Origin of the sequence: Streptomyces sp. BK239 (assembly GCF_004217285.1) — a bacterium.
GTDB lineage: Bacteria > Actinomycetota > Actinomycetes > Streptomycetales > Streptomycetaceae > Streptomyces.
The window spans coordinates 203769-230061 of sequence record NZ_SHKS01000004.1; the positions used below are offsets into that span (position 1 = coordinate 203769).

The 26293-nt window shown below is 74.1% G+C and carries 20 protein-coding genes and 1 pseudogene; 6 read left to right on the forward strand and 15 right to left on the reverse strand.

All coding sequences use genetic code 11. From position 1 onward, the window contains the following. Position 1: 1 nt before the first annotated feature. The 3 genes from EV567_RS14455 to EV567_RS28395 form a co-directional block, all read right to left on the reverse strand. Positions 2-1237, reverse strand: coding sequence for a phosphodiester glycosidase family protein (locus tag EV567_RS14455; protein WP_407071589.1), 1236 nt, complete (start codon positions 1235-1237; stop codon positions 2-4). Positions 1238-1388: 151 nt separating this feature from the next. Next, positions 1389-1931: a GNAT family N-acetyltransferase gene (locus EV567_RS14460; protein ID WP_242620805.1), complete on the reverse strand. Its 543-nt coding sequence runs from the start codon at positions 1929-1931 to the stop codon at positions 1389-1391. 40 nt (positions 1932-1971) lie between these two features. Next, positions 1972-3147 carry a bifunctional class I SAM-dependent methyltransferase/NUDIX hydrolase gene (locus tag EV567_RS28395; RefSeq protein ID WP_130439972.1) on the reverse strand — a complete coding sequence of 392 codons (1176 nt, stop codon included), beginning with the start codon at positions 3145-3147 and terminating at the stop codon, positions 1972-1974. A gap of 126 nt (positions 3148-3273) precedes the next feature. Between EV567_RS28395 and EV567_RS14470 the strand changes: the two are divergent. After that, positions 3274-3593, forward strand: a pseudogene (locus EV567_RS14470) (molybdopterin dinucleotide binding domain-containing protein); the annotation flags it as partial. A 27-nt stretch (positions 3594-3620) separates the two neighbouring features. On the opposite strand, the gene EV567_RS14475 reads toward EV567_RS14470, so the two are convergent. The 3 genes from EV567_RS14475 to EV567_RS14485 all read right to left on the reverse strand — a co-directional run bounded on the left by EV567_RS14475 (position 3621) and on the right by EV567_RS14485 (position 8431). Beyond that, positions 3621-4553: a ribosome-inactivating family protein gene (locus EV567_RS14475; protein ID WP_165430378.1), complete on the reverse strand. Its 933-nt coding sequence runs from the start codon at positions 4551-4553 to the stop codon at positions 3621-3623. 137 nt (positions 4554-4690) lie between these two features. After that, on the reverse strand, positions 4691-7117 hold the full coding sequence (locus EV567_RS14480) for a SpoIIE family protein phosphatase (protein WP_165430379.1): 2427 nt from the start codon (positions 7115-7117) through the stop codon (positions 4691-4693). A 336-nt stretch (positions 7118-7453) separates the two neighbouring features. Beyond that, positions 7454-8431, reverse strand: a complete 978-nt coding sequence (locus tag EV567_RS14485) for a YafY family protein (protein WP_130439978.1) — start codon at positions 8429-8431, stop codon at positions 7454-7456. 120 nt (positions 8432-8551) lie between these two features. On the opposite strand from EV567_RS14485, the gene EV567_RS14490 reads away from it, so the two are divergent. Further along, the gene (locus EV567_RS14490) at positions 8552-9292 is read left to right on the forward strand and encodes an NIPSNAP family protein (protein ID WP_130439980.1); all 741 of its coding nucleotides are present in this window, start codon (positions 8552-8554) and stop codon (positions 9290-9292) included. A 24-nt stretch (positions 9293-9316) separates the two neighbouring features. On the opposite strand, the gene EV567_RS14495 is transcribed toward EV567_RS14490, so the two are convergent. Beyond that, entirely contained in the window at positions 9317-10849 is a 1533-nt protein-coding gene (locus EV567_RS14495; RefSeq protein ID WP_130439982.1) for a hypothetical protein, read from the reverse strand. 115 nt (positions 10850-10964) lie between these two features. Between EV567_RS14495 and EV567_RS14500 the strand changes: the two genes are divergently transcribed. Next, positions 10965-11438 carry a hypothetical protein gene (locus tag EV567_RS14500; RefSeq protein ID WP_130440628.1) on the forward strand — a complete coding sequence of 158 codons (474 nt, stop codon included), beginning with the start codon at positions 10965-10967 and terminating at the stop codon, positions 11436-11438. Here EV567_RS14500 and EV567_RS14505 read toward each other — a convergent pair. The 7 genes from EV567_RS14505 to EV567_RS14535 all read right to left on the reverse strand — a co-directional run bounded on the left by EV567_RS14505 (position 11432) and on the right by EV567_RS14535 (position 17935). Further along, positions 11432-13069, reverse strand: a complete 1638-nt coding sequence (locus EV567_RS14505) for a polyamine aminopropyltransferase (RefSeq protein ID WP_130439984.1) — start codon at positions 13067-13069, stop codon at positions 11432-11434. The genes EV567_RS14500 and EV567_RS14505 overlap by 7 nt on opposite strands. Positions 13070-13079: 10 nt before the next feature. Continuing rightward, positions 13080-13517 carry a DUF350 domain-containing protein gene (locus EV567_RS14510; protein WP_130439986.1) on the reverse strand — a complete coding sequence of 146 codons (438 nt, stop codon included), beginning with the start codon at positions 13515-13517 and terminating at the stop codon, positions 13080-13082. Between the two features lie 60 nt (positions 13518-13577). Beyond that, positions 13578-13982 carry a DUF4247 domain-containing protein gene (locus EV567_RS14515; RefSeq protein ID WP_130439988.1) on the reverse strand — a complete coding sequence of 135 codons (405 nt, stop codon included), beginning with the start codon at positions 13980-13982 and terminating at the stop codon, positions 13578-13580. Then, complete coding sequence (locus EV567_RS14520; protein ID WP_130439990.1) at positions 13979-14512, reverse strand: DUF2617 family protein; 534 nt, start codon at positions 14510-14512, stop codon at positions 13979-13981. The genes EV567_RS14515 and EV567_RS14520 overlap by 4 nt, the downstream gene beginning before the upstream one ends. Positions 14513-14677: 165 nt before the next feature. After that, on the reverse strand, positions 14678-15967 hold the full coding sequence (locus EV567_RS14525; protein ID WP_130439992.1) for a sugar ABC transporter permease: 1290 nt from the start codon (positions 15965-15967) through the stop codon (positions 14678-14680). A gap of 5 nt (positions 15968-15972) precedes the next feature. Then, on the reverse strand, positions 15973-16755 hold the full coding sequence (locus EV567_RS14530) for an ATP-binding cassette domain-containing protein (RefSeq protein WP_130439994.1): 783 nt from the start codon (positions 16753-16755) through the stop codon (positions 15973-15975). A gap of 73 nt (positions 16756-16828) precedes the next feature. Beyond that, positions 16829-17935, reverse strand: coding sequence for a sugar ABC transporter substrate-binding protein (locus EV567_RS14535; RefSeq protein ID WP_130439996.1), 1107 nt, complete (start codon positions 17933-17935; stop codon positions 16829-16831). Between the two features lie 234 nt (positions 17936-18169). Here EV567_RS14535 and EV567_RS14540 point away from each other — a divergent pair, with 234 nt between their 5' ends. Next, positions 18170-20713, forward strand: coding sequence for a SpoIIE family protein phosphatase (locus tag EV567_RS14540; RefSeq protein ID WP_130439998.1), 2544 nt, complete (start codon positions 18170-18172; stop codon positions 20711-20713). Further along, on the forward strand, positions 20710-21816 hold the full coding sequence (locus EV567_RS14545) for a sugar ABC transporter substrate-binding protein (protein WP_130440000.1): 1107 nt from the start codon (positions 20710-20712) through the stop codon (positions 21814-21816). The genes EV567_RS14540 and EV567_RS14545 overlap by 4 nt, the downstream gene beginning before the upstream one ends. A 29-nt stretch (positions 21817-21845) precedes the next feature. Here the strand turns inward: EV567_RS14545 and EV567_RS14550 are convergent, their stop codons facing one another. Continuing rightward, the gene (locus EV567_RS14550; RefSeq protein ID WP_130440002.1) at positions 21846-23891 is read right to left on the reverse strand and encodes a SpoIIE family protein phosphatase; all 2046 of its coding nucleotides are present in this window, start codon (positions 23889-23891) and stop codon (positions 21846-21848) included. 228 nt (positions 23892-24119) lie between these two features. On the opposite strand from EV567_RS14550, the gene EV567_RS14555 reads away from it, so the two are divergent. Further along, entirely contained in the window at positions 24120-26285 is a 2166-nt protein-coding gene (locus EV567_RS14555; RefSeq protein ID WP_130440004.1) for a SpoIIE family protein phosphatase, read from the forward strand. The last annotated feature ends 8 nt before the right edge of the window (positions 26286-26293 follow it).

A 26293-nucleotide genomic window follows, 5' to 3' on the forward strand; every position in this document is an offset into this window, starting at 1 on the left:
GCTAGCGGAGGAACACCCCGATGCCGTTCGGCACCGGGCGTTCCGTTCCGCCCGAGGGGTGGTTGCGCACTGTGGCCCGGGTGGAGCCCGGCGCGCGGGCGACCAGGGTCGAGGAGCCGCCGCCGTCGAGGCTGAAGCCCCCTGTCGCCCCCAGGCTCCGCAGCGCCTCGGCGACCTCGGCGATCGTCAGGCCCGTGCGGTACCGGGGCGCGCCGTCGGTCGCGAACAGCAGCACCCGCCGACCGCCGTCCGCGATGCCGACGGCGGTGCGCACCGCCGAGGTCCGCGCGTCCAGACCGGGCAACGGGCGTCCGCCGGACAGCACCGGATAGCCGCCGACCGCGAAACGGTAGGCGCGGCCCGACAACGAGGCGAGGGCGTACCGCACCGCGACCGACCGGCCCCGGACCAGCCCGCGCAGCCGCCGGGCGCCCCCCTCCCGGCCCAGCAGCACCGTGCTGCCCGCCGCGACGGGCCCGGCGCCCGGCGCGGCCGAGGCCGACACCACCCTGCCCGCCTTCACCGTCACCTCGTAGGTCCGCGTCCCGCACGCCGCGGCCCGGTCGGCGTCCGAGCCGCAGGTGGCGCGCTTGCGGGAGACGCCGCCCCAGTCCGGCGTGTACGCGCCGACGGAGTTCTCCGGCAGCGCGTACTGGTTCAGCCCGCCCAGCGGCTGCCGCCGGCCGTCGACGGTGAACGACCCCCTCAACGTCAGCGCGTCGATGTGGGCCCGGCCGTCCGAGCCCACGCCGAACACGGCGTCGGTGTCCGTGCCCGGCGGCAGTTCGGGACCGAAGCGCTGCGCCGTGGGCACCGCGCCCTTGAGCGCCCTGCCGTCCGCGATCGCCGGGCCCACGCTCGCGCCGGTCGCGGCGACGCCCGGATGCTGGGCCTCGCTGATGTCGAAGAAGTCGCCGTTGACGCCGGCGACCGCCTTGCGCGCCGCGGCCAGCCGGGACAGGGGAGCGCGCGCCGCCACCTTCCCCGGGTGCAGCAGACCGAGGCGCACCCGGGCGTGCGTCAGGTCGACGCTCACGACATGCACATGGGTCAGTCCTGCCGTCGCCCGCAGGTCGTACTGGCGGTACACCACCCCGGGCACGACGGCGGCGCCGGCCCCGGTCGCGGCACCCGCGGAGGCCGCCCCCGTCAGGGCCGCGCCGGCCAGCGCGGCGAGCGCCGTCGGCAGGGTCAGCCGCATCCCGCGCGCCCGCGCGCCCTTCTGAGTACGTGTCACACATCCCCCAGTCTCGTGCGAGCGGCAACTCTCACACGGGTCGCGGGCCCCACCCGGGCCCATCGGCCCGGACACCACGAGAAGGGATGAGAAAAGACACGGATCCGGGTGCTTTCGCAGCCGGCCGCCCCGCACCGGGGACGAGGACGTGCTAGACGAGCCGCTCGGCGGGGGCGGGCGCAGCGTGGCAGCGGAGCCGGACGCGCTGGTCCGGTGGCCACAAGTCCTCTACCTCGCCCAGGAGTTCCCAGCCGAGACGCTCGTAGAAGGCGGCCGCCGGGTCGGTGGCGACCACTTCCAGCACGGGCTGCAGTCCGCGGGAGCGGGCCTCCTCGACGGCCCGGTCCATGAGGGCCGCGCCGACGCCGAGCCCGCGCGCCCCGGGTGAGACGAACAGCCGGCTGACGGAGGCGGTCGCCGCTCCCGGCCGGCGCGCCCGCCACAAGGCCGTCGCCGGCTCGTCGTCCTGCCCGAGGCACAGCGCCGCGTGCCCGACGATCCGCCCGTCCCACTCGGCCGCCCAGGCGGCGAGGAGCGCGGGCGGCGTCAGCCAGGCCTCAGGAGACTCAGGCCAGTTGACCGGGTAGCCGCTGTGCTCGTGCACCAGCGCAAGGGAGGCCACGCAGCCGGCCAGGTCGGACGGGACACGCGGCCTGAGGGAGAGCGGTGCTGACGGGGCGAAGTCGGAGATCACCGCAGCATGCAAACACGTGAGCCGCGTCGTCGGCCACGCGTCACCGACGCGCGTACGGCGTGAAGTGAGCCGGTGCATGGTCGATCGGCAGGTCCGGGCGCCAGGTGGTGAGGGCCTGGGCGCTGCACACGAACAGGGAGGGCGGCAGCCGGTCCAGGGCGTACCAGTGCCAGTCGCCGACGCGCTCGCCCGGCTGGTCGGCGGGCTCGCCGTGCCAGGCGGTGACGACGGCCGCGACGGTCACGCGCACGACGCCCTCGCTGTGGTCGAGGAGGGTGCCCAGCAACCGCACGTCCGCCGTGGCCGCCCGCAGTCCCGTCTCCTCCTCCAGCTCCCGTACGGCCGTCTCCTCGAGCGACTCGCCGCGCTCCACCGTGCCGCCGGGCAGCTCCCAGGTGCCCCGGTGGTGCCGGCCGAGGAGCAGCCCGCGCGGGCCGTGCACGACGACGCCCACCCCCAGGGCGGCGTGCGCGGCGGGCGGTTGCTCCGAGCGCGGCCGGGAGGACACGCGCACCGGCCGCCGCGCACGGAAGACGCGGTACTCGGCGCGATTTCCGGGGTCCGGTGACCTCACCGTCACCACCTCCTCGACGTCCAGCCCGTGACCGGTGAGCAGCTCCCGCCACCGCTCCTCGGTCGGCACCCACATGTAGCCCGTCGTCTTGCCGCCGCCCGCGAAGTGCAGCGTCTCCGGCCGGGGAACGAGCTCGGAGGACGGACCGTCCCCGTGCGAGTTCGTGTGCAGCGCGGAGAAGCACAGTGCCCCTCCGGGCTTCAGGGCCGTCGCCAGCGCGGGCAGCAGCCGGCGCGGGTCGGCGAACGGCACCGCGCCCACGGCGTAGACGACGTCGTAGGGCTCGGCGGTGCGCAGGTGGGTCACGGCGTCCGCGTGCACCAGACGAAGACCGGAGAGGGAGGCGTAGCGGGCCCGGGCGCGTTCGATCTGGCCGGACGCGGAGTCCACGGCGTCCACCTCGGCGCCGTACGCGCGCACCAGGTGGGCCGCGTGCCGGGCCGTCCCACAGCCCAGGTCGAGCACGCGCCGACCCTTCAGCTCCCCGAGGAACGCGTCGCCGGGCCCCGCGCCCGGGAACCCCCAGTCGATCCGCTCGACCTCCTCGACGACCGTGCCGCGCCGCAGGTGATGCGTGGCGTAGGCCTGCCAGCAGGCGGCGTTGGCGGCCTCCGGGTCGTCCGGTGTGCGGGTGTGCGGCATGAGCGGCCTCCTGGCGCGGGGAGCGGACGGCCCGGGGATTCTTACCGGTTGCGGGGCGGGGTACTCGTCGCCCGCAGGTACGGCCCGTGGTGGAACGACCTGATCGCATCGAGGACCCGTGGGGGCATGTGGGCGGAGCCGTCCCCGGCGGAGGCCTTCCGGCAGGGACTGTGCGACGGCGATGTCGTGCGCGTCGCCACGCCGCGCGGCGCGGTGCGCGCCCGGTTGCGAACCACCGCCATGCGGGACGGCACGGTGTTCCTGCCGTTCCACTACGGCTACTGGGACACCCCGAGGGCCAGCGCCCGCCCGAGGGCGGCCTCGGACGGGCGGCCAACGAGACCACGCTCACCGACTGGGACCCCGTCTCCAAGCAGCCCCTGTTCAAGACGGGCGCCGCCCAGATCACCCTCGTCTCCCGCGCCACGGAGCCCGCGCGTGAGTGACCCCGCCGGCGGGGTGCCCCGGTCCCGTCAGGTGCGGGGGCGGGATCCGGAGTACAGCTCCATGTACCCGACATAGGCGAGCAGCGCCTGGAGGGTGGCGAAGGTATGGGCGCCGATGCGCAGGACCGCCTGGTCGCCGGGCCGCAGCGCCCGGTACACCCAGCCGGAGATGCGGTCCCAGTCCTGCTGGAGTTCTATGTTGTCCATCCCCATGGCCACCGTGCGCCAGTTGCGGATGTTGTCCCTGATCCGGTCGAACACCGTGGAGAAGCGGGCGGCCTCCGCCGTGGCCTGGATGATCCGCACGATGTTGCGGCCGAGGGTGTCACGGCCGGCGGGCGTCGCGATGTAGCGGGGCGCGTTGCGCAGCGAGCCCAGCGCGTTGACGAGGTTGTACGGGGTGATGGCGTCCTGCGACCGGTCCACGGTGCTGCCGTGCGGGAGCTGGTTGTAGTTGCCGCCCCAGGGGAGCGGGGTGGACGTCACGCCGAGGACGCGGTTGAACTCGCCGGGCCAGACGTTGTTGAAGCTGTAGTGGTTGTCGTCGCGGCCGTCGAACCCGGGCTGGTAGAAGCCGGCGAAGTACAGGTTGTTGGCCCAGAAGTACAGCGACCCCCAGTACTGCTCGTGGTACTGCAGCCGGATCTGGATGAGGTGGGCCCCCGCTGTCGTGGTCTCGTCCAGTCGGGGCTGGCCCGCGACGTCGTGGCCGCTGATCCGGTGGAGGGCGTCGATCATGTTCCAGTAGCTCTGGTGCGCCTCCTCACCGCCGTTCTCCAGCTCGCTGATGTCCCAGGACCATATGGTGAGTTCGTGGTCGGGGTCGGCCTGCGCGGCCGGCGCCGCGGTGAGCGCAAGGCCGATGCTCATCGCGAGCGCCAGGACCATGGCGGCGAGACGGCGGCCTGCGAGGCGTAACGCCTTGGACAGCTTCGAGGTCGACGGGTTCGTCGGGTGCACGGAAGGGGGTTCCTTTCGGGAGGGCCGGATCGTTCCGGTGGAAAGCATTCCGGCTGTCCCGCACGGCGGTTGACCCTACGCGCACGTCGTCCGTTCCCTCTGTGCACCTGTCCGTTTCGCTGTGCGCCGCGCGGGAGTCAGTCCGTCGACAGCGACTGCTCCGCCCAGATGGTCTTGCCCCGGTAGGTGTGCCGGGCGCCCCAGCTGCTGCACAGCTGGGCGACCAGGAGCAGGCCCCGGCCGCCCTCGTCGTAGTCACGGGCCCGGCGCAGATGCGGTGAGGTGTTGCTCGCGTCGGACACCTCGCAGATCAGACTGCGGTCCAGGATCAGACGCAGCTCGATGGGCGGCTCGCCGTACCGGATGGCGTTGGTGACCAGTTCGCTCACCACCAGCTCGGTGACGAACGAGGCGTCCCCGAGGCCCCATTCGAGCAGCTGCCGGGTGGCGCGGCTGCGGGTCTCGGCCACCGCCTCCGGCTCCGGCGTCACGTCCCAGGCGGCCACATGACGGGAGTCCAGGGCGTGCGTACGCGCCAGCAGCAGCGCCACGTCGTCGTCGGGCTTCTCCGGGAGCAGCGCCCGCAGCAGCGTGTCGCAGGTGTTCTCCAAGGAGGAGGTCGCCCGGCCCAGCACTTTCAGCATGATGTCGACGCCCTCGTCGATGTCCCGGCCCCGGGCCTCCACCAAACCGTCGGTGTAGAGCGCGAGCAGACTGTCCTCGGGCAGTTCGAACTCGGCGGCCTCGAACGGCAGACCGCCGAGCCCGAGCGGCGGCCCGGCCGGCAGGTCGAGCAGTTCCGGAGGTCTGCCGGGGGTGAGCAGCGCCGGCGCCGGGTGTCCGGCCCGTGCCATGCAGCAGTGCCGGCTGACCGGGTCGTACACGGCGTACAGGCAGGTGGCTCCGATGTCGGCGGCGCTGCCGGTCGGGTCGTCGCTCTCGGCGGACAGCCGGTTGACGAGATCGTCGAGGTGGGTCAGGAGCTCGTCGGGCGGCAGGTCGACGTCGGCCAGGGTGCGTACGGCGGTGCGCAGCCGGCCCATCGCGGCGGAGGCCTGGATGCCGTGCCCCACGACGTCGCCGACGACGAGCCCCACCCGCGCCCCGGACAGCGGGATGACGTCGAACCAGTCGCCGCCCACGCCGGTCTGCGCGCTGGCCGGCAGGTAGCGGGTGGCGACCTCGACGGCGAGCTGCCGCGGGAGCCGCTGGGGCAGCAGGCTGCTCTGCAGGGTGAGGGCCGTGGCCCGCTCCCGTGAGTAGCGGCGGGCGTTGTCGATGCTGAGCGCGGCCCGGGCGGTGATCTCGTGGCAGAGCAGCAGGTCGTCCTGTTCGAAGGGGTCCGGGTGCCGGTGCCGGGAGAACGTCGCCACGCCGAGCGTGATGCCCCGCGCGCGCATGGGCACCGCCAGCACCGAGTGGAAGCCGAACCGGCGCATCTTCTCCGCCCGTTCCGGCGCCTCGGACGCCCACCTGGCCATTCCCGCCACGGTCACCTGGTGCATGGCGGCCTCTCCCGAGGCCAGGCACTCGGCGGCCGGCGAGGTGGACGGGTAGACGGCCACCGCGCCCAGCGGCACCACCGCCTCGGGGCAGCCGGGCAGCACCGACTGGTTGGCCACCCGGCGCAGCAGCACCGGGCTGGGCAGCGCCTCCGCACGCAGCTCCTGGTCGTCGTCGATGTCGGGCAGCAGGTCCACGGTGACGAAGTCCGCCAGCTGCCCCACGGCGACGTCGGCGAGCTCTTGGGCGGTGCGGGTCAGGTCCAGGGTGGTGCCGATGCGCACCCCGGCCTCGGCGACCAGGGCGAGCCGCTGTCTCGCCAGGTGCTCCTCGGTGGTGTTGTGCGCGGACAGCAGGACGCCCCGCACCGTGCCGTCCCCGTCCCGCACCGGCGCGAGCGAGACCGACCACGCGCTCTCGTGCCGGTCGCCGGCCAGTCGCAGGGCGGCCCGCAGGTGCTGCTGCTCGCCGGTCTCGACGACCTGGCGCATCAGGCGCTCGGCGCGCTCGCTCTCCGGGTCCAGGACGATCTCCGAGACGCGCAGCCCCCGCATCTCGGCCTCCGTCAGGCCCAGTACGCGTTCCATGCCGGCGTTGGCCCGCAGCAGGTGCAGTCCGGTGTCGTAGAGGGCCATGGTGCACGGGGAGTGGACCATGGACCACCCGAGCAGGCGTTCCTCGTCGAACTCGGGACGGGAGGGGGCCATCGGCGCGACGATGAGCCACTCATGGCTCGCGGCGGGGCCGCTTTCGCGGCGGTGGGCGAGCAGACTGACCGCCAGCAGGTGACCGTCGCGGTGCCGCAGGTTCACCGTGCCGTTCCAGCGGCTCGTGCCCACGATGGAACTCAGCGCCGGACCGGTGAGGCCGTCGGCGAGCAGCACGGTCGCCGGCCGCCCCGTGACCTCCGAGGCCCGGTACCCCACCAGGCGCTGCGCGCCCTCGCTCCATCCGGTCACCACACCGAACGCGTCCACGACCGCCCTGGCGGTGGTCGTGCCGCCGTCTGCCTGCGCAGGAGGCGCCGCAGGCCCGTTCCCGGTGGTTCCGGATCGCGTCATCGCGCCCATCCTGCCCTCAGCGGACGATAACCGACACATGGGGCACTCATTATAAAACCAAAAGATTATGATTACGTGCTCATGCCAAGCTGGGCGCTCCGGAGGGAAGGCGCGGGGATCCGGAGGGAAGGCGCCGGGTTCCAACGGGGACTGCTCAGGACGCCGATCGTGCGCCACGCGTGCGGCTGCCGCCTGCACCGCCTCTTACTCCCGCTGGTTCGGCCGATGGCCTCGGGCGCCCCGGCGACGCCGTGGAAGCGACCGCGCCAGCATGTCACGCGCCGCGCCGCCGGGCCAGAGCCGCGCACGGGAGTCAGCGCGACTCGTCCGGCTCCCTCACCCCTGTCCGTAGGCCCGGGAGAGCACCCGGACCCTGGCCGCCATGGCCTCGCGCAGTTCGGGAGGCGCGAGGACCTCGACGTCGACGCCGAGCCGCAGCAGCTCGCCGCACGCGTGTTCGGTGCTCTCGGTCGGGATGACCGCCTCGATCCAGCCGTCGTCGCCCTCGGGGGTCGCGGTGGCCTCGACCGCAGCCACCACCTCCGCGGGGACGTTGTCGGGCAGGCGTCGGCGGCCCTGCGGGGACAGGCGGACGGTGGCTGTGCCGTTGTAGCGGCGGCTGCGGAACTCGTCCAGGTAGGAGGCCCAGTACGCGCCGAGGTCGAAGCCCTCCGGCCGGTCGAACCGCTCGTCGCTCGGCACCGCGTCGAGGACCTGGGCGACCCGGTAGGTCGCGGTCCCGCTCCCACCGGCGGCGACGAGGTACCAGACGCCCGACTTCAGGACCAGGCCGTAGGGCCGGAGGCGGCGGGTGACCTCCTGAGGGGCGCGCCAGCGGCGGTAGCGCACGTCCACCGCGCGCCGGGTGAGCACCGCGTCCACCAGCAGGGGGAGATGCGGCGTCTCCTCGGGCTCCCGGTACCAGCCGGGAGCGTCCAGGTGGAACACCGCCGCGGTCCGCGTCGCCTCCTCGCGCAGGTCCGCCGGCAACGCCGCCAGCAGCTTCAGGCGTGCCGCCGTCACCTCCGCCGTCAGCCCCAGGTCGGCGGCGGGGCCGGGCAGCCCGGCGAAGAACAGCGCCCGCGCCTCGCCCTCGCTCATCCCGGTGAGGCGGGTGCGATAGCCGTCGACCAGCTGGTAGCCGCCCCCGCGGCCCGGCAGCGCGTACACCGGCACCCCGGCGTCCTGCAGCCGCGCCAGGTCCCGATAGGCGGTCCGCACCGACACCCCAAGCTCGTCGGCGATCCCCCGCGCGGACACACGGCTCCGGGACTGAAGCATAAGCAGCAGGGACAGCAGGCGAGCGGCAGACATGCCGGCATTCTCCTCGGAAACCCTGACAGCCCCTGGCACACGACCGTCCTAGCGTCGACCCGGCCGCCGTCGAACGACCCGCGAGCCGCGCCCGGAGCCGAGCACCGAACAGGAGTCCCCGTGCCACCGACCCCCCTCGTCGTCAGCCCCGCCGTGCTGGAGCTGCGCCAGTACACCCTGCGTCCCGGCCGACGCGACGAGCTCATCGAGCTGTTCGACCGTGAGTTCGTCGAGACCCAGGAAGAGACCGGGATGAGCGTGCTCGGACAGTTCAGGGACCTCGGCGATCCCGACCGTTTCGTCTGGCTGCGCGGCTTCCCGGACATGGCGGCGCGCCGACGCGCACTGACGGACTTCTACGGCGGACCCGTGTGGGCCGAGCACGGTCCGCAGGCGAACGCCACCATGGTCGACTCCGACGACGTCCTCCTGCTGCGGCCCCTGACGGCCGGGAGCGGCATCGAGGTCCTCCCCTCCGAGCGCCCCCGGCCCGGTGCCCCCGCCCCGGCCGGGCTCGTGACCGCGACCGTCTATTCCTTCCCTCCCGCACGGCAGGCCGGCGTCGAACTGGTCCGGGACGGACTCCTCCCCGCGCTCCGGGAGACGGGGCCCGCGCCGGTCGCCGCCCTGACCACCGAGACGTCGCCGAACACCTTCCCCAGGCTGCCGGTGCGCACCGGGGAGAACGTCGTCGTGGTCATCGCCTCCTACCCCGACGCGAACGCGCACCGCCGCCACCTCACCGCGGTCCATGCCCACCCCCGGGCCCGGGACCAGATCCTGCCCGGCATCGAGCGTGAGCAGACGGGACCGCCCCAGCTGCTCCTGCTGTCCCCGACGGGCCGCTCGCTGATCTCGTGACCCGCCCACCCGTGCCCGGCCGCATCAGGGGATCAGCGACCGCATCACGGTGAGCGGCAGCGCCGGATTCGCGGCCGCCGCCTCGGCCACCGACTCGTCGGGGTCGGAGAGCAGCTCCGTGACGACGTGCGGCGGGAGCGCCGGATGCGCGGCGGCCAGGGGTCGGGCCCGCCGGTCCGTCAGACAGGCGAGCAGCGCCGGAGCGCCGGCCCGGGGGTGCCGGGCGATCACGCGAAGCGCCGTGCGCACCGGCGGCTCGTGCCGGGCCAGCGTCTCCAACAGGGCGGCGGACGCGTCCGGGTTGAGCGCGGCCGGGGTGACGACGTGGACGCCGTGCCGGTCGACCATGGCGCGCAGCAGCTCCTCGGACAGGCCCGGGTGCGGGGCCACGGACTTGACCACCTTCGCGTCGGGGTCGGCCGCCAGCGCGTCACGGACGGCGGCCGGCAGGTCCCGCCGCTGGGCCACGATCATCCGCGCCGCCGCGTCCGGGGACGCGGCCAGCCGCCCGACCTCCCCGGGCGAGGCCAGCGCGATCCGCGGCAGAAGCGTGGAGGCGATCCGCGCGGCCCCCGCCAGAGACACGAGCACGTCGAGCGGCACGCGCGGACTGAGAGCGAGGGAACGGCGTACGTCCCTGTCCTCGTCCTCGGCCAGCCGGCGCATCGACGTCTCGTCGGCGGCGGGGTTCCGGGCGAGGTCCGCCCGGACGCCGGGGTCGGGGTCCGCCGCCAGACGCCGGGCCGCCTCGGCGGGCAGGCCGGGGTGGGCCGCGAGGGCGCGGCGCAGCCGGTGACCGGGATGGCCGGCGAAGCCGGCGGCGGCTTCGGCGGGCGTGGCCGGGTTCGCCAGCGCCGCCCGTCGGACGTCGTGCGACGCGGACACGTGGGAGCCGTGGCAGCAGGCGTCCGGCGGCGTGTCCCGGTCGGCGGGACACGGGCCGTCGGGACAAGGGCCGTCGGGATCCCGTGCGCCCGGCGCGTTCCCGCGGTCGCACACCGGGCACTGCTCCGCCGGGGGCAGGCCCTCGCCGTGGAGCAGCGCGGCGAGCACCGCAGGGGGCGTCACCTCGTTGGCCGCGACGGCCCGGCGCACCTCGGTGTGCGGATGCGCCGCGAGCGGGGCGGCCACGCCCGGCTCCCGCGTCCACAAGGCCAGCTCCACCACGACCCCGACGTCCGGGTCCGCGGCGAGCCTTTCCGTCACGTCCGGCGGCAGCCCGGGGCAGGCGGCCAGCTTCTCCCGGACGCTCACGTCCGGATCCGCCGCGAACAGCCGGGCCCACTCCGGGTGTCCGAGCTCCTGGTCCAGCAATGCCAGTGCCGCGTGAGGCTGTTGGAGCGGGTCCACATCGGCCGCCGTCAACCGGCCCCCGTACGCGAGCGACACGCCGCCGTCGTCGACGCGGGAGAGCAGCGCGACCGCCTGGGCGCGGCTGAGGTCCTCGCGGTCGGCCAGGCGGTCGGCGAGGTCGGCGTCCGCGATCTCGATCAGCCGGTCGGTCAACTCGTCAGGCAGAGCGGGGTTGACGGCGAGCCCGTTCACGACATGGTCCACGCCGGGCATCCTGCCCGGGCGGGACTCGAACCGCCCCTGTTTTTTGACCGGTTGGAGGAAGCCGGGCGGAAGGCGGCGGGTGGGAGAATCCGGGGAGCGGAAGGAGGAGCGGGAGATGGTCGACTGGGTGCCGATGAGGGTGGGAGCCAGGCCCGTGCCCCAGCCCGTGGCCACGCCGCTGGTGTGGGCGACGGCCTCCGGGGGCGCGGTGGTCCTGCTGGCCGCCCACTACGCATTGCTCGGGCCGGGCCGTCCCGGGCCCGCGCTGGCCGCGCTGTGCCTGCTGGCGGCGCTGCTGGGACGCTGCGCCCGCTTCACCGCCGCCCCCGGCACGGCGCTGCTGTGCTGGCTGCTGCTCAACGGCTTCGCGATCCCGCCGCTGGGCACCCTCACCTGGGCAGGACAGCGCGACGCCCTCTGGCTCGGCTGCCTGTGCGCGGCCACGCTCCTCGGCACCGCGCTGGCCCGCTTCCGCCACGCCCGGGCCGCGTACCGCCGTGTCGCCGTGCCCGCGCGGTGCCCCGGCGACGCATCTCGACGACGGGACGCCCGGCCCCTGAACCGGCCTCCCCGGCCGACGGCTCAGTAGTTCTCCCACTCGTTCTGCACGTACTCCAGCACCGCCGGGTCCATCAGCGTGCTCGGTCGTACGTCCTGGCGGCGGCGGTCCAGCGGGAACACGGTGGCCGCCTTCAGGACCGCGTCGTCCAGGTAGCGCAGCGGGGGAGTGTCCGGCGCGAGCCGCAGCGGCGGGGGAGCGGCGGTGCGGGGGGCGGCCAGGACGAAGCCCCAGTTGCCGAAGCTCGGCACGTCGATCTGGAACGGGGTGGTCGCGTAGCCCGCCGCCTCGATGGTCCTGTCGATCGACCAGTACGTCTTCGGCGCGAAGAACGGCGAACCGCTCTGCACCATCACCCTGCTGCGCGGAGTCAGGACCTGGCCGAGCAGATGGTAGAACTCCACCGAGTACAGCTTGGCCAGGGCGGCCGTGTCGGGGTCGGGGAAGTCGATGACGACCGCGTCGTACGTCCCGCGCGCGTCCCGCAGCCAGTTGAAGGCGTCGGCGTTGACGACCCGCACCCTCGGGTCGGTCAGCGAAGCGCCGTTCAGTTCCCGCAGCGGCCGGAAGTCACGCGCCAGCCGGGTCATCGCCGGGTCCAGCTCGACGAGGGTGACGTGCCGTACGTCGTCGTAGCGCAGCACCTCGCGCAGGGCGAGCCCGTCGCCGCCGCCCAGGATCAGGACGTCGCCACGGGGGCCGGACAGCGCGGGGTGGACGAGCGACTCGTGGTACCGGTACTCGTCGACGGAGCTGAACTGGAGGTCGCCGTTGAGGAACAGCCGCATGTCCGCCGCGCCCGTGAACGAGGTGGAGCGGGTGACGACGATCTCCTGGTACGGGGTGGTCTCGGCGTGGACGATCGGGTCCTGGTACATCTGCTGGCGCGCGGTGACCTCCAGGTCGTCCGCGAACGCGTACGCCGTGCCGAGCACCCCCAGGACCGCCGTCACGAAGGCGAGCAGGCCGATCCGCACGCGCCGCCGGGTCTGCCGGCGGAAGATGAACACCACCACGATGACGCCGGCCACCGCGTTGACCGCGCCGACCACCAGCGCGCCCTTGAGCTGCCCGAACGTCGGCAGGAGCAGCAGCGGGAAGCACAGTCCGCCGACGAGCGCGCCGATGTAGTCCACGGCGAACATGTCGGCGACGGCGCTGCCGGCCTCCTGCCGGCGGATCCGCTGCAGCAGCGTCATCAGCAGCGGGATCTCGGCCCCGATGAGCAGGCCGACCACCAGGGCGACGACGACCATCGCCGGGGTGTAGAGCCGCAGCCAGGCGAACGCCGCGTACAGCACCAGCACCGACAGTCCGCCGACCAGCGCCAGCAGCCCCTCCACCAGCGCGAACGCCCCCACGGGGCGGCGGCGCAGCGGTTTGGCGGCGAGCGAGCCGACACCCATCGCGAAGACCATCACGGAGATGACCACGGAGGTCTGCAGCACGGAGTTGCCGATGAGGTAGCTGCCCAGCGCGGTCAGCGCCAGCTCGTACACCAGGCCGCAGGCCGCGCAGAGGAAGACGGCGAACAGCAGCAGGAAACGCGCCCCGCGGGTGTGACGCGGGGCCGGAGGGCCGGCGGGGCCGGGACCGTGCGGGGCGTCGGCCGCGTGTGCGGGGCCCGCGGCGGTGGCGGACGTGGGTGCGGTGCCGGTCATGGGGCCTTGCCTAGGAGAGTGCCGCGCCGACCATGAAGGCGGTGCCGAGGTACATGCCGGCCTGGACCCAGGCGGCGGGGTGCGGACGGTCCTCACGGTCGTCGAGGACGACGGCGCCCATCTGGCCGGGGGTGAGCAGGCCGATCACTATGCCGACGACCGTCATCACCAGCACTCCGGCCAGCCCGTACAGGAGCGTGCTCAGCAGACCCCTGCCGACTCCCTGCTCGGACTCGCTGGCCTGGATCGCCTCCATGATGACGAGGCCCACGGCGAGGGACTGGCTGCCCAGCAGGACGGCCGCGCCCCGGTTGCGGTCCGTCCAGACGACGTGGAAGAGCTTGCCGGGCGTGACGAGGTCGAGGGCGATGAAGCCGACGGCCATCACCGCGAGGCCCACGACTCCGTAGAGCAGGGCCTGGCCGGTCGACTCGAGGATCTCGGTCACTGCGTTGCCTTTCTTCGAAGCGCGTCGGTGGGGCGGGGCGGGAGGGGGGCCTGGCGGGTGTCACTTGCCTTCGCCGGGGCCGCCGCCCCGGAAGCTGGAGCTGTTCGGGTCGGGCCAGAGGCCGAGGTGCCGACTGTGCCGCCGGTAGCCGTTGCGGTAGTCCTCGATCTCGATGCGGCTGCCGCCGCGGTACGGGGAGACGGTGACCATGTCGTCGCCGTAGCGCAGGAACTCCATGCGGTCGCCCGAGGCGCGGTCGAGCGCCGCGCGGTTGTGGTGGATGGCGTCGGCGACCTTGGCGGGCGCGCTGTGGGGGGCGATCCAGGCCGTTCCGCTGGAGGTGTACGTCTTCTTGATCCAGCCGAGCGGGACGCCGTTCTGTCCGTCGGAGGAGCCGCAGGCGGTCAGCAGGACAGCGGACAGCGTGGCCGCCATCCCCGCGCGGACGAGTCGGGCGCTTCTCATCGGGCCTCCAGCCGGGTGTACGTCGATACGATCTGGCCGTGCTGTGGGTACGTGTGCCAGGTGCGCCAGAGCAGCCCGCCGGCCGCCCGCGCGCCCGTCTCCGCGCTCTCCGGGCCCTGGCCGATCGCCTCCACGACCACCGCCGTCACCGCTTCCGGCGAGCCGGGGAAGACCCCGCACAGGCTGTTGGGGTCGGCGGCGACCAGGTCCAGGACGAGCGCCACCCGGGCGCTGAACTCCTCGGGGCCGAGCCGTCGGGTGTGCGCGCCGAACTCGTAGCTCCAGCCGGGCAGTTCGCGGGTGTGGCTGTCCGGCAGGCCCCGGTCGGCTCCCTGGAGGCAGGCCACCGTCTCGCGTACGGGGCCGGCGAAGACCTGGTGGGAGGCGCCGAGCAGGCGCAGCCGGACGTCGAGTCCGCCCACCCTCACCTCGCGTTCGGCGAGCGCGGGCCGTTCGGGCAGGTCCAGGGAGAAGCAGAGCTGATCCGCGTCCGTGTCCAGGTAGGGGGCATCCAGAGAAACGGCATGCATGATGAGAAGCCCCCCGGTCGGATCTTGCGACAAGCGGCGCCGAGTATGGCACACGGGGCGCGGAAAGCCCTCACCCAGGGTGAGGAAGCGCCGGCTCCGCACCCGCAGGTCAGGCCCGTCGCACCGCCCCCGGTCAGGTCCGTCGCGCCTGTCGCGCGCCCCGGGTCAGGCCCGTCCGTGCGCCTCCTGCGACCGTCGTGACAGCGAGTCGATGACGACCGCCGCGAACAGCACCCCGCCGGTGATCACGAACTGGACGGCGGTCGGGGTGTCGGTGATCGCCATGCCGGAGGCGATCGACTGGATGACCAGCATGCCCAGCACCGCCGACCAGGTCGTCCCGCGTCCCCCGTACAGGCTCGTGCCGCCGATGACGGCCGCGGCGATGGCGTTGACCAGCAGGACGCCCTGCCCCGAGCTCTGGCTCACCGACGTGATCCGCGAGGCCAGGAAGAGACCGCCGACGGCGGCCATGGTGCCCGAGATCGCGAGGACCGCCGTCTGCACCCGGGTCACGCTCAGGCTGGCGCGGCGGGCCGCCTCGACGCTGCCGCCGAGCGCGTACACCTGCCGTCCGTAGTGGGTGCGGCGCAGCAGCACGTCCAGGCCGGCCACGATCACCAGGAAGATCAGCAGGGCGAGCGGCAGGCCCTGGAAGCGGTTGAGGAGATAGGCGATCGCGAAGGCGAGCACCGCGAGCGCTCCCGAGCGGACCGCGATCTCCCGCAGCGAGCGGTGGGGCATGCCGACGGCCCTGCGGCGGCGCCGGTCCCGGTCGGCCACCAGGAAGACGGCGCCCGCGGCGACGGCGGCCACCCCGTAGGCGACGGCGTCATGGGTGAAGTAGTAGTTGGTCAGCCGGGCGACGAGCCCGTTCTCGTCGAGGTTGACGGTCCCGCTGTCACCGAGGACGGACAGCATCAGCCCGTTCCAGGTGAGCAGTCCGGCCAGGGTGACCACGAACGCCGGCACCCTGGTCCGGGCGATGGAGTAGCCCTGGACCGTGCCCGCCAGGGTGCCCGCGAGCACCCCCATGACCAGGGCGAGCCACTCCGGCACCCCGTGCTGCACGTTGAGCACGGCGAAGACGACCGCCGCGAGGCCGCTGATCGAGCCGACGGACAGGTCGAGTTCGCCGAGCAGCAGCACGAAGACGATGCCGACCGCGATCAGCCCGGTGCCGACGATGTCGACGCTGAGGTTGGACAGGTTCCGCGGGGAGAGGAAGTTGTCGTTCATGGACTGGAAGACGATCCAGACGACGGCCAGGACCAGCACCACCGGGAGCGAGCCCACTTCGCCGGCGCTCAGCTTGCGCCGTACGACTCCCACCGCTCCCTCGGCGGCCCGCACCAGGGCGCGCCCGGTGTGCCGCCGGCGGGGTGCGGTGCCGTCCGCGACCGGTTCGGCCCGGGCGTTGTCCGTGGCCTCTCGGGCCTCATGCCGGTCGCGCATGTTCTTCACCACCGCGCCTCCCGGGAGGCAGGCCGGCGGGGCACGTTCTGCGTGGCGCCGGTGACGGAGGAGATGATCTGCTCCTGTGAGACGGTGTTCACGTCGAAGAAGCCGTTGTTGCGGCCGAGTCTGAGCACCGCCGCACGGTCGGCGAGCGCCTTCACGTCGCCCATGTTGTGACTGATGAGCAGGACGCCCAGGCCGCGGTCGCGGAGCCGGTCCACGAGGTCGAGGACCTCGGTGGTCTGCTCGAATCCCAGCGCAGCGGTCGGCTCGTCCAGCAGCAGCACCCGCGGTTCGGCCAGCAGCGAGCGGGCGATGGCGACGGTCTGCCGCTGGCCGCTGGAGAGCGAGACGACGGGGCCGCGCAGGTCGGGCAGCCGCTTGGTGAGCCGTTCCAGCAGCTGCCGGGTGCGGCGCTCCATCTCCACCTCGTCGAGGAACCCGTACCGGCGGATCTCCCGGCCGAGGAAGAGGTTCCCGACGACGTCGAGGTTCCCGCACAGCGCGAGGTCCTGGTAGACGGTGGCGATGCCGAGGTCGCGGGCGTCGTGCGGGCGGCGGATGTGGACCGTCCGGCCCTCCCACTCGATGACGCCCTTCTCCGCGGGGAGGACCCCGGAGATCACCTTGACCAGGGTGGACTTGCCGGCCCCGTTGTCCCCCAGCAGTGCCACGACCTGACCGGCGTGGATCTCCAGCTCGATGTCGGTGAGGACCTCGACGACGCCGAAGCGCTTGCACACGCCGCGCAGAGCCAGCAGAGGGGGGTCCGGCACGGACACCATCTCCTTTCAGGGACGTCCACGCACGAGGCCGCTCCCGCCGCCGCCCCCGCGCGGGGCGCGTCCCGCCCTCGCGTCAGGTCAGTCCCGCCCGTTCGCAGGCGGCCCGCAGATGCGGGACGCAGATCTGCCCGATCGTGTGGACGCCGTCCTTCACCACGGTCTCCTTGATGTTGTCGACGGTGACCGGCACGGGGGTGAGCAGCACGGCGGGGACGCTGTGCCCGTCGCTCGTGCGGACCTCGCCCGTGGCCGTCTCGGTGAGGCGCTCGCCGCGCGCCGCGGCCACCGCCATGGTCCCGCCGGCGGAGGCCTCCGGCTCGAACGACTTCAGGACCGTCATGTACTGGTCGCCGCCCACGATCCGCCGCACCGCCCCGAGTTCGGCGTCCTGCCCGGTGACCGGGGGCAGCGGGGCCACCTTGTTCGCCTTCAGGGCGGAGACGCTCCCGGCGGCGAGACCGTCGTTGGCCGCGTACACCCCGTCGACGGCGTCGGCGCCGAGGCTCGACAGCGCGGCGGCCATGTTCGTGTTCGCGGCCTCGGGCCGCCACTGCGCGGTGTCGTAGGACTTGCCGATCCGCACCTTGCCGCGCAGCACGGACAGGGCGCCCTCCTTGAAGGACACCGCGTTGGGGTCGCTGGGGTCGCCGTTCATCATGACTATCTGGCCGCCGGGCACCTTGTCGCCCATGGCCCGCAGCAGCGCCTTGCCCTGGAGCCTGCCGACCTCCACACCGTCGAAGGAGACGTAACCGGAGATCGGGCCCTGGGCGAGACGGTCGTAGGCGATGACGGGGATACCCGCCCGGTGGGCCTGGGCGACGGTCGCGCCGAGCGAGCGGGCGTCCACCGCGACGAGCACGATGGCGTCCACGCCCTTGGTGATCATCGAGTCCATCTGTCCCTGCTGGACGGCGACTTCACCCCTGGCGTTGACGTGCTCGATCACGCAGTCGGCGCACAGCTCCTTGATCCGCTTCTCCAGCAGCGGCCGGTCCTGCGTCTCCCAGCGGGCCGTGGTGTTGTCCGGCAGCAGCACCGCGATCCTCGGGGCGCCGCGACCGCCGGATCCGTCCACGGTCTCCGCTCCGCAGGCCGCGAGGGCGACGGCCGCCGACACCGCGGTCACGGTGGCGGCCGCCACCCTGAGGCGGGGGATGCGGTGGATGCGGGCCTTCATGTGATGCCTCCCTCGTCCGCCCTCGTCCTACCTCGCGTGGCGTGGCCGGAGGGGCGCATGGGACGGGATCGCGCTCACGGGACGGTTTCACAGGAGTGCCGGGCGGCCGCCGGGCGCTGGCCGTCGGCGGCCATAGGGTGGAAATGTTCGGTTGGTCCGTATATGCGATTCTGGTGTGCGGGTGCCCCGATCTCAACCCGGCACCTGCGGCATGGACGGGAGGTCGTAGCGGACATGCCTCACGACGGCGGCGCCCACGCCGGGGTCTCACAGCTGTGGGCGTCCGAGGCCGGCCCGGCGGACACCGGCGTCCGGCCCTCGGCGCGGACCGGCCCCGGGGAGTGGGCCCTGAAGTTCGCCGGAGCCACGCTGGCCGCGGTCTACGCGCTCGGCGCCGGCGCCGGAGAACTCCGGCTGGTCGACACGGCCGGCTCCCCCCTGCCCGGATCCCACCTGCCCGAGCGGCTGTCCCTGGCCGGCCGGTCGCCGGCCGCCCAGGCCTTCCGCACCGGCCGGCAGCTGTGGCTGAACCCCGAGGCGCTCTCCCTGTGCCCCGAGGGCGGCCCCGTCCCGCCCCGCGCGGGGGCCTCGCTCGGCGCGCTGCCCCTCGGCGGGGACGGCACCCGACGGGGCTGCCTGGTCGTCGTGGGGACGCCCCCCGAGGTCACGGACGGCTTCGAGCCCGAGCAGCGCCGCTTCCTGGCGCGGTACGCCGACGCCGTCGCCGACCTGTTCCCCTCCGGCGCCGGCCCGCCGCCCGCGCTGCTCGGGCCGGCCCTGCGCGGCCTCGGCGTCGGCGCCTTCGCCCTGGTCCCCGACACCGGTCTGGTCGAGGCCGACGACACCCTCCTCGACCTGGTCGGCATCACCCCCGACGGCTTCGACGGCAAGGCCGACAGCCTCCTCGCGCACGCCCTGCCCGAGGACATGCACGCGCTGATGTCGGTCCTCGAACCGTCCGCCCAGACCTCCGGCCGGCGCGAACTGGAGTTCCGGGTCCGCTGCCCCACCGGGGAGACGCGCTGGCTGAGCATGAGCTGCCGGGTCGAACCCGCCGCCGGGGACCGGCTGGAGCGGGTGCTCGGCGTGGTCACCGCCACCCCGGTGCTGCCCCGCGGCACCGACGACGTCGCCCGCATCCAGTGGCTGACCGCCGCCCTCGACGAGGCCGTCACCGTCAGCGACGTCGGACAGGTCGTCGTCGCCGCCCTGCGCGAGCCGCTGGGCGCCGACCACGTGGCGCTCGCCGCCCTCCAGGACGACCGCCTCATGATCGCCCTGCTCGACCCGCCGCAGCCCGCCGCCTGGCCCGAGGCGTGGCGGGCCGAGTGGCGCAGCGAATGGCCCGACGCGCCCGTCCGCGCCCTGCCCACCCTGCGTTCCGCCCTCGCCGACGGCCGCATGGACCTGTGGCCGGCCGGCGCCGCTCTGGAACCCGGCCTCGCCGAGGTCGGCGCCGGCGGACTGGCCGTCCTGCCGCTGCCCGCCAAGGGCCGCGTCGCCGGTGTCTGCATCGTCGGCTGGGACCAGCCGCACGAGTTCGTGCCCGAGGAGCGCTCCCTGCTCACCGCCACCGCCGCCCTCGTCGGCCAGGCCCTCAAACGCGCCCACGCCCACGACGCCGAGCAGGAACTCGCGACGATGCTCCAGCGCAGCCTGCTGCCCCGGCGGCTGCCCGAACTGCCCGGCGGGGCCGCAGTCGCCCGCTATCTGCCCGCCCGGAGCGGCCTCCAGGTCGGCGGCGACTGGTACGACGTCATCGCCCTGTCCGAGGACCGGGTGGCGCTGGTCATCGGCGACGTGCAGGGCCACAGCGCCGGCGCCGCCACGATCATGGGCCAGATGCGCACCGCCGTCCGCGCGTACGCCATGGAGGGCCACCCGCCCGACGTGGTCGTCTCCCACGCCAACCGCCTCCTCGTCGGCATGGAGACCGACCTCTTCGCGACCTGCTGCTACGTCGAACTCGACATGGAGGAGGGCACCACCCTGGTCGTGCGGGCCGGGCACCTCTCCCCGCTGGTGCGCCGCCCCGACGGCACGGCCGAGGAGGTGGAGGTGGAGGGCGGCCCCCCGCTGGGCGTGGTCGCCGAGGCCGATTTCCCCATGACCGCCGTCGAACTGGCCCCCGGCACCGTCCTCGCCCTGATCACCGACGGCCTCGTCGAGGCCGCCGACCTCCCCCTGGACGAGGGCATGCGGCGCACCCGCGCCGCGCTCGCCGCCGCCGATCCCGCCGACCTCGGGCGCACGGCCGACGACCTGCTCGGCGACATCGGCCGGCGCGAGGACGACGTGGCGCTGCTCCTGCTGCGCTACGACGGCATGAAGACCCGGCCGATCCGGTCCGGCTGGATGGTCTGGCGCCTCCCCGACGCCGTCATGCACGCCCGCCGCTTCACCGCCCGCACCCTGCGCCGCTGGAAGGTCGGGGAGGCGGCCGACGCCGTCCTCCTCGTCGTCTCCGAACTCGTCACCAACGCCCTGGTGCACACCCAGGGTTCGGTCCGGCTGGACCTGATGCTGCGCGGGGACCGGCTGCGCGTCTCGGTGAGCGACTCCTCCCCGCGCGCCCCCGCCAAACCGGTGATCGTCGACTGGGAGTCCACCGGCGGCCGGGGTCTGCTGCTGGTCGAGGCGATGTCGGAGTCCTTCGGGTCGGTGCCGGTGGCAGGCGGCAAACAGGTCTACTGCGAGATCTCCGTGCCGCCGTCGCCGGAAGGCGAGCCCGCCCGGACCGGCCCCGGAACCCGCCCGCACCCGGGAGGCCCGCCATGAGAGCCCGCGCCCGGCACCTCGTCGCGGCGCTCGCCGCCGCGCTGATGACCCTGTCCCTGGCCTCGTGCGGGGGAGAGGAGGAATCAAGCGCGGACGGCTTCGCCGTGGGCCTGCTCCTCCCCAACCGGGTGACGCCCCGCTGGGAGAACCAGGACAAACCGCTGATCGAGAAACGGGTGAAGGAGCTGTGCCCCCGCTGCACCATGGAGCACGCCAACGCCGAGGGTGACGTCACACGGCAGCGGCAGCAGATGCTCTCCATGATCACCAAGGGGGTCAGGGTCCTCATCCTCGACGCCGCCGACACCAGGGCGCTGCGCTCCTCGATCCAGGAGGCCCGCAAGGCGGGCGTCCCCGTCCTCGCCTACGACCGGCTCGCCGAGGGCCCGATCTCCGGCTTCGTCAGCTTCGACGGGGCGCGGATCGGCCGGCTCCAGGGCGAGGCGCTGCTGGGCGCGGTCGACGCGAAGCGCCCCACGGGCTCCGCCGGCCCCGCCGACAAGGCGAGCGTCGTCATGATGAACGGCGACCCCACCAGCGCCAACGCCGCCTGGTTCCGCAAGGGGGCGCTGTCCGTCCTCACCGGCCGGGTGCGCATCGCCCGGTCGTACGACACCGAGGGCTGGACCGCGCAGAACGCCCACGCCGACATGACGGCGGCCCTCGCGGCCCTAGGCGCCGCCCGGATCGACGGCGTCCTCGCCGCCAACGACGCCCTCGCGTCCGGTGTCATCTCCGCGCTCAAGAGCGCCGGCGTCGCCGAACTGCCGCCCGTCACCGGCCAGGACGCCGACCTGGACGCCGTACAGCGCATCGTCAGGGGCGAGCAGTACATGACGGTCTACAAGCCCTTCAAGAAGGAGGCCGACGCGGCCGCCGCCATGGCCGTCGCCCTCGGTCGCGGCCGGGACCTGAGCAAGGTCGCCACGACGACCATCGACAGCCCCACCGACCAGGACATCCCCGCCGTGCTGCTCAACGCCACCCCGGTGACCGCGCGCACCGTCAAGCGTGCCCTCGTCGACTCCGGCGCCTACACCCTCGCCCAGATCTGCACGCGGCAGCTGCGGGCCGCCTGCGACCGGGCGGGGCTCCTCGACTGAGGCCTCCGCACGCCCGGGGAGGCGGGCGCTCAGATCCGGGTGCGGACCAGCAGCAGCGCCACGTCGTCGTCGGGCTCCGGGCGCAGCGCGTCCAGCAGGGCGTCGCTCGTGCGCTCCAGGCTCGGAGCGGGGCTGCGCAGGAGGCGGGTCAGCGTGTCGAGGCCGGCGTCGATCGGCTCGGCCCGGTTCTCCACCAGCCCGTCGGTGTAAAGGGCCAGCAGCGAACCCGGCGGCAGTTCGAGCTCCACGGTGCCGAAGTCCACCCCGCCCACCCCCAGCGGCACGCCGCCCGGCACATCGACGAGCCGTGCCTCGCCCCCCGCCGAGGCCAGCACCGGCGGCAGATGACCGGCGCTCGACAGCGCGCAACTGCCCACCCGCAGATCGCACACCCCGTACACACAGGTGGCGATGGCGTCGCCGAGCGAGCCGGCGATGTCGTCGAGGTGCCGCAGCAGCTCGGCCGGCGGCAGGTCCAGCCGGGCCAGCGCCCGGGTGGCCGTGCTCAACTGCCCCATGATCGCGGCGGCTTGGACACCCTTGCCCATGACGTCCCCCACCACGAGCCCGGTCCGTCCGGGCCCCAGCGGCAGCACGTCGTACCAGTCGCCGCCGACCTCGCTCAGCGCCGGCCGGTAGCGGGCGGAGATGTCCAGGCCCTCCCGCCGGGCCGGCGCGGACGGCAGCAGACTGCGTTGCAGGGTCAGGGCGGTGGCGCGCTCACGGCCGTAGAGGCGGGCGTTGTCGATGGAGATCGCGGCCCGGGCGGCGATCTCCGCGGCGAGGACACGGTCCTGCTCGTCGAAGGGCGACTCGTTGACCGTGCGGTACAGGCTGAGCGTGCCGAGCACCTTGCCCCGCGCCAGCAGCGGCAGCGCCATGTACGAGTGCACGCCCGCCTCGTGCAGCGCCTGCGCGGCGCGCGCGTCCCGGGCGATGCGCCGCATGGTCCGCCCGTCCACGCGCTCGACGAGCACCGGACGGGCCTCGCGGACGCACTGGGTGATGATCCGCGAGGGGCCGTAGGTGGCCAGCTCGCCGACCGGGTCGGCGGCGTGGATGGCGTCGGTGGCGTAGCCGGCCGCCACCGCCAGCGCCCGGAACTCCGCGGGGGCGTCGCCGCTGACGGGCGTGATCGTCTCGTGCGCGACGACCGACTCCAGGATGTCGACGGCGGCCAGGTCGGCCACATGCGGCACGGCCACCCCGGCGAGCTCCCGCGCGGTCTGCTGGAGGTCCAGCGTGGTGCCGATCCGCACCCCGGCGTCCGCGAGCACCGACAGCCGCTGCCGCGCCTGGGCGATCTCGGTGGCCGCCTGCTGGCGTTCGGTGACGTCCAGGACGGCCATCGCGAGACCGAGGACCCGGCCGTTGGTGTCCTCGATGCGGTGGTACGACTCCGAGTACGCGCGCTCCCGGGCGTCCCCCGCCGTCCGCCCGACCGTCTGCTGGTCCAGCAGGGGCCTGCCGGTCGCCAGGACGTGCCGCATCCGGTTCTCTATGGCCTCGACGTCCAGGTCGGGCAGCACCTCGCCCACCCGGCGGCCCACCACGGCCGACTCCGGCAGGCCGTTGATGCGCTCCAGCGCCGGGTTGACGCCCACCCAGCGCAGGTCGTTGTCGAAGACGGCGATGCCCAGGGGGGTCTGGTTGACGAGGCTGTGGGAGAGGGCCAGGTCCCGCTCCACCAGCCGCACGGTCCGCGCGTCCGTCGCCAGCCCGAGCAGATGGGGCTGCCCCTCGGCGTCCAGCAGACGCATCGTGCGGAACTCCACGGCGCGTTCGGTGCCGTCCCGGTGCCGCAGCGGGAACACGCCCGCCCACCGGGCGCCGGAGCGGACCTGGGCGAACAGCTCCCGGACCTTCTGGCGGTTCTCCGGAGCGACCAGCAGCAGGTCACCGCGCTGCCCGAGCGCCTCCTCGGCCGGGTAGCCGAGCAGCTGCTCGATCTCGGGGCTCCACAGCGCGATGTTCCCCACCGCGTCCAGGACCACCGCGGCGACCTTGAGGAGGTCCAGCAGCCCGCTGGGCGCCGCCGTGATCTCGTCACCGCCCTCGGTCACATCCCCGTACATACGAGCCGCTCCCTCCGGCACGCCGGCGCGGCGAGGGGTACCGCCGAGATCCGTGCAGTCAGCTATCCGATTGAGTCACAGTACGCACGCCGGGGCAACACGTTCACGCGCCCGGCCGCTGGACGGGTCGGCCCGCGCCCCCCGTCGTAAGCTGGAGCAGTCCGATGAACGCGATGCCCCGGCAGCCGTCCACGCCGGCGCGAAGCCGCGGCCCGGACGGGTGACCCGATGACGACGGACGACGCACCTCTCACCCTCACGGAATTCTCCGCGGCGGCCAGGCTGGCCCTCCTGGAGGCGCAGAGCCACGACCTCTCGCCCTACGAGGCGCTGACGCTGGCCCTCCAGCAGGCGACGGCCGGGACCGGCGCCCTCGGCGGGTTCGTCCATCTGCGCAGCGACACGGACGCCGGAATGCGCCTGGTGGTGGCCGGCGGTCTCCCGGACCGGCTCACCGAGGAGTGGGCGCACCTGCCGGCGGACCGCGACACCACCCCGGCGCGGACCATGCGCGACGGCTCGCTGCACTGGGACGCCGTGAAGGGCGCGCGCAGCGGCTGCCGCGCCATGGTGTCCGTGCCGCTGCACGGCGCCGACGGGCGGCTCGGCGTCCTCACCCTGCTGCTGTGGCAGGCCCAGGCGCCCGACGCCCACCAGCGGTCCTTCCTGACCGCCGTGGCGCGCTGGATGGCCGGCCGGCTCGGGCGGCGGCCGTACGCCGCGCTCGGCGGGGCGCTGCGGGCCGCCCGGATGACGGAGCTGACCTCGGCACTCGCCGAGGCCGTCACCGCGACCGACGTCGTCGACGCCGTCGCCCGCCATGTGCTCGGCCCGTTCGGCGCCGACGGGCTCGTCATCCAGGCCATAGAGAACGGCCGCATGCGTGTCGTCGGGTCCGTCGGCTACAGCCAGGACTTCCTCGACCGCCACATCGAAGGAGTGCCGACCGACTCCAACGCCCTGGTCGCCGAGGTGCTGCGACTGCGCCGGCCGCTGCTGGTCGAGAGCACCCAGGAGTTCCTGCGCCGCTTCCCCGGCCTGCGCGCCCTCACCCACCCCGACAAGAACGCGTGGGCGTTCCTGCCGCTGATCGCGTCCGGCCGCGACATCGGCTGCTGCGTCGTCTCCTTCGCCCTGCCGCGCACCTTCAGCGACGAGGAGCGCACCCTGCTGGCCGCCCTCGGCGGGCTCGTCGGCCAGGCGCTGGAACGGGCCCGGCTGTACGACGCCGAGCACGACCGCGCGCAGTCCCTGCAACGCGGGCTGCTGCCCCGGTTCCTGCCCTCCCTGCCGGCCGCGACGGCCGCCGCCCGCTACCTCCCGGCGAGCGAGGGGGCCGCGGTGGGCGGCGACTGGTACGACCTCATCGCGCTGTCCGCCGACCGGGTCGCCATGGTCGTCGGCGACGTGATGGGCCACGGCATCGCCGAGGCCGCCACCATGGGACGGCTGCGCACCGCCGTGCGCACCCTCGCCGACCTGGAACTCCCCCCGGAGGAGGTGCTCGTCCACCTCAACGACCTCGTCGAGGAGCTCGGCGAGGACAGCTACGCCACCTGCCTGTACGCGGTGTTCGACCCCGTCGGCCGGATCTGCACCTTCTGCCGGGCCGGCCATCCGCCGCCCGTCGTCGTCCACCCCGACGGAAGCGTCCACCACCCCGAGCCGGCCGCGAACCCGCCGCTGGGGGCCGCCCGCCCGCCGTTCGACACCGGTGCGGTGCGCCTGCCGGAGGAGAGCGTGCTCGTCTTCTTCACCGACGGGCTGGTCCGCTCGGCGGGCGGGGACAGCGACGACGGGGTCGACCGGCTGACGCGGGCCGTGCGTGACGCCGTGGCGCGGACCGGCTACTTCGCGCCCGGGCGCCCCGCCGACGAGGCCGCCGACGCCGGCGAGCGCCTCGACGAACTGTGCGGCATGGTCACCACCGCGCTGACCGGCGACCGGCCGCGGGCCGTCGACGACGCCGCCCTGCTCCTCGTCCACACCCGGGCCGCCGCCCCCGGCGACGTCGCCTCCTGGCCGCTCCCGGCGGACCCGAGGGCCGCCGCGGAGGCCCGGCGGCACGTCCGGCGCCAGCTCGCGGAGTGGGGGCTCGAGGAACTGGAGGCCACCGCCGAGATGGTGGTGAGCGAACTCGTCGGCAACGCGATCCGGCACGCCAAGGGGCCCGTCAGCCTCAGGTTGCTGCGCAGCCGGTCGCTGGTCTGCGAGGTGTACGACGGCAGCCTCACCACGCCGCGCATCCGCCGCGCCGCGCAGACCGACGAGAGCGGACGGGGCCTGTACCTGGTGTCGGCGCTCTCCCGCCGCTGGGGCGCCCGCTACATGGACGACGGCAAGTGCATCTGGGCCGAGCAGGACCTCACCCCGGACGGCGCCTCCCGGCTCTGACGGTCCCG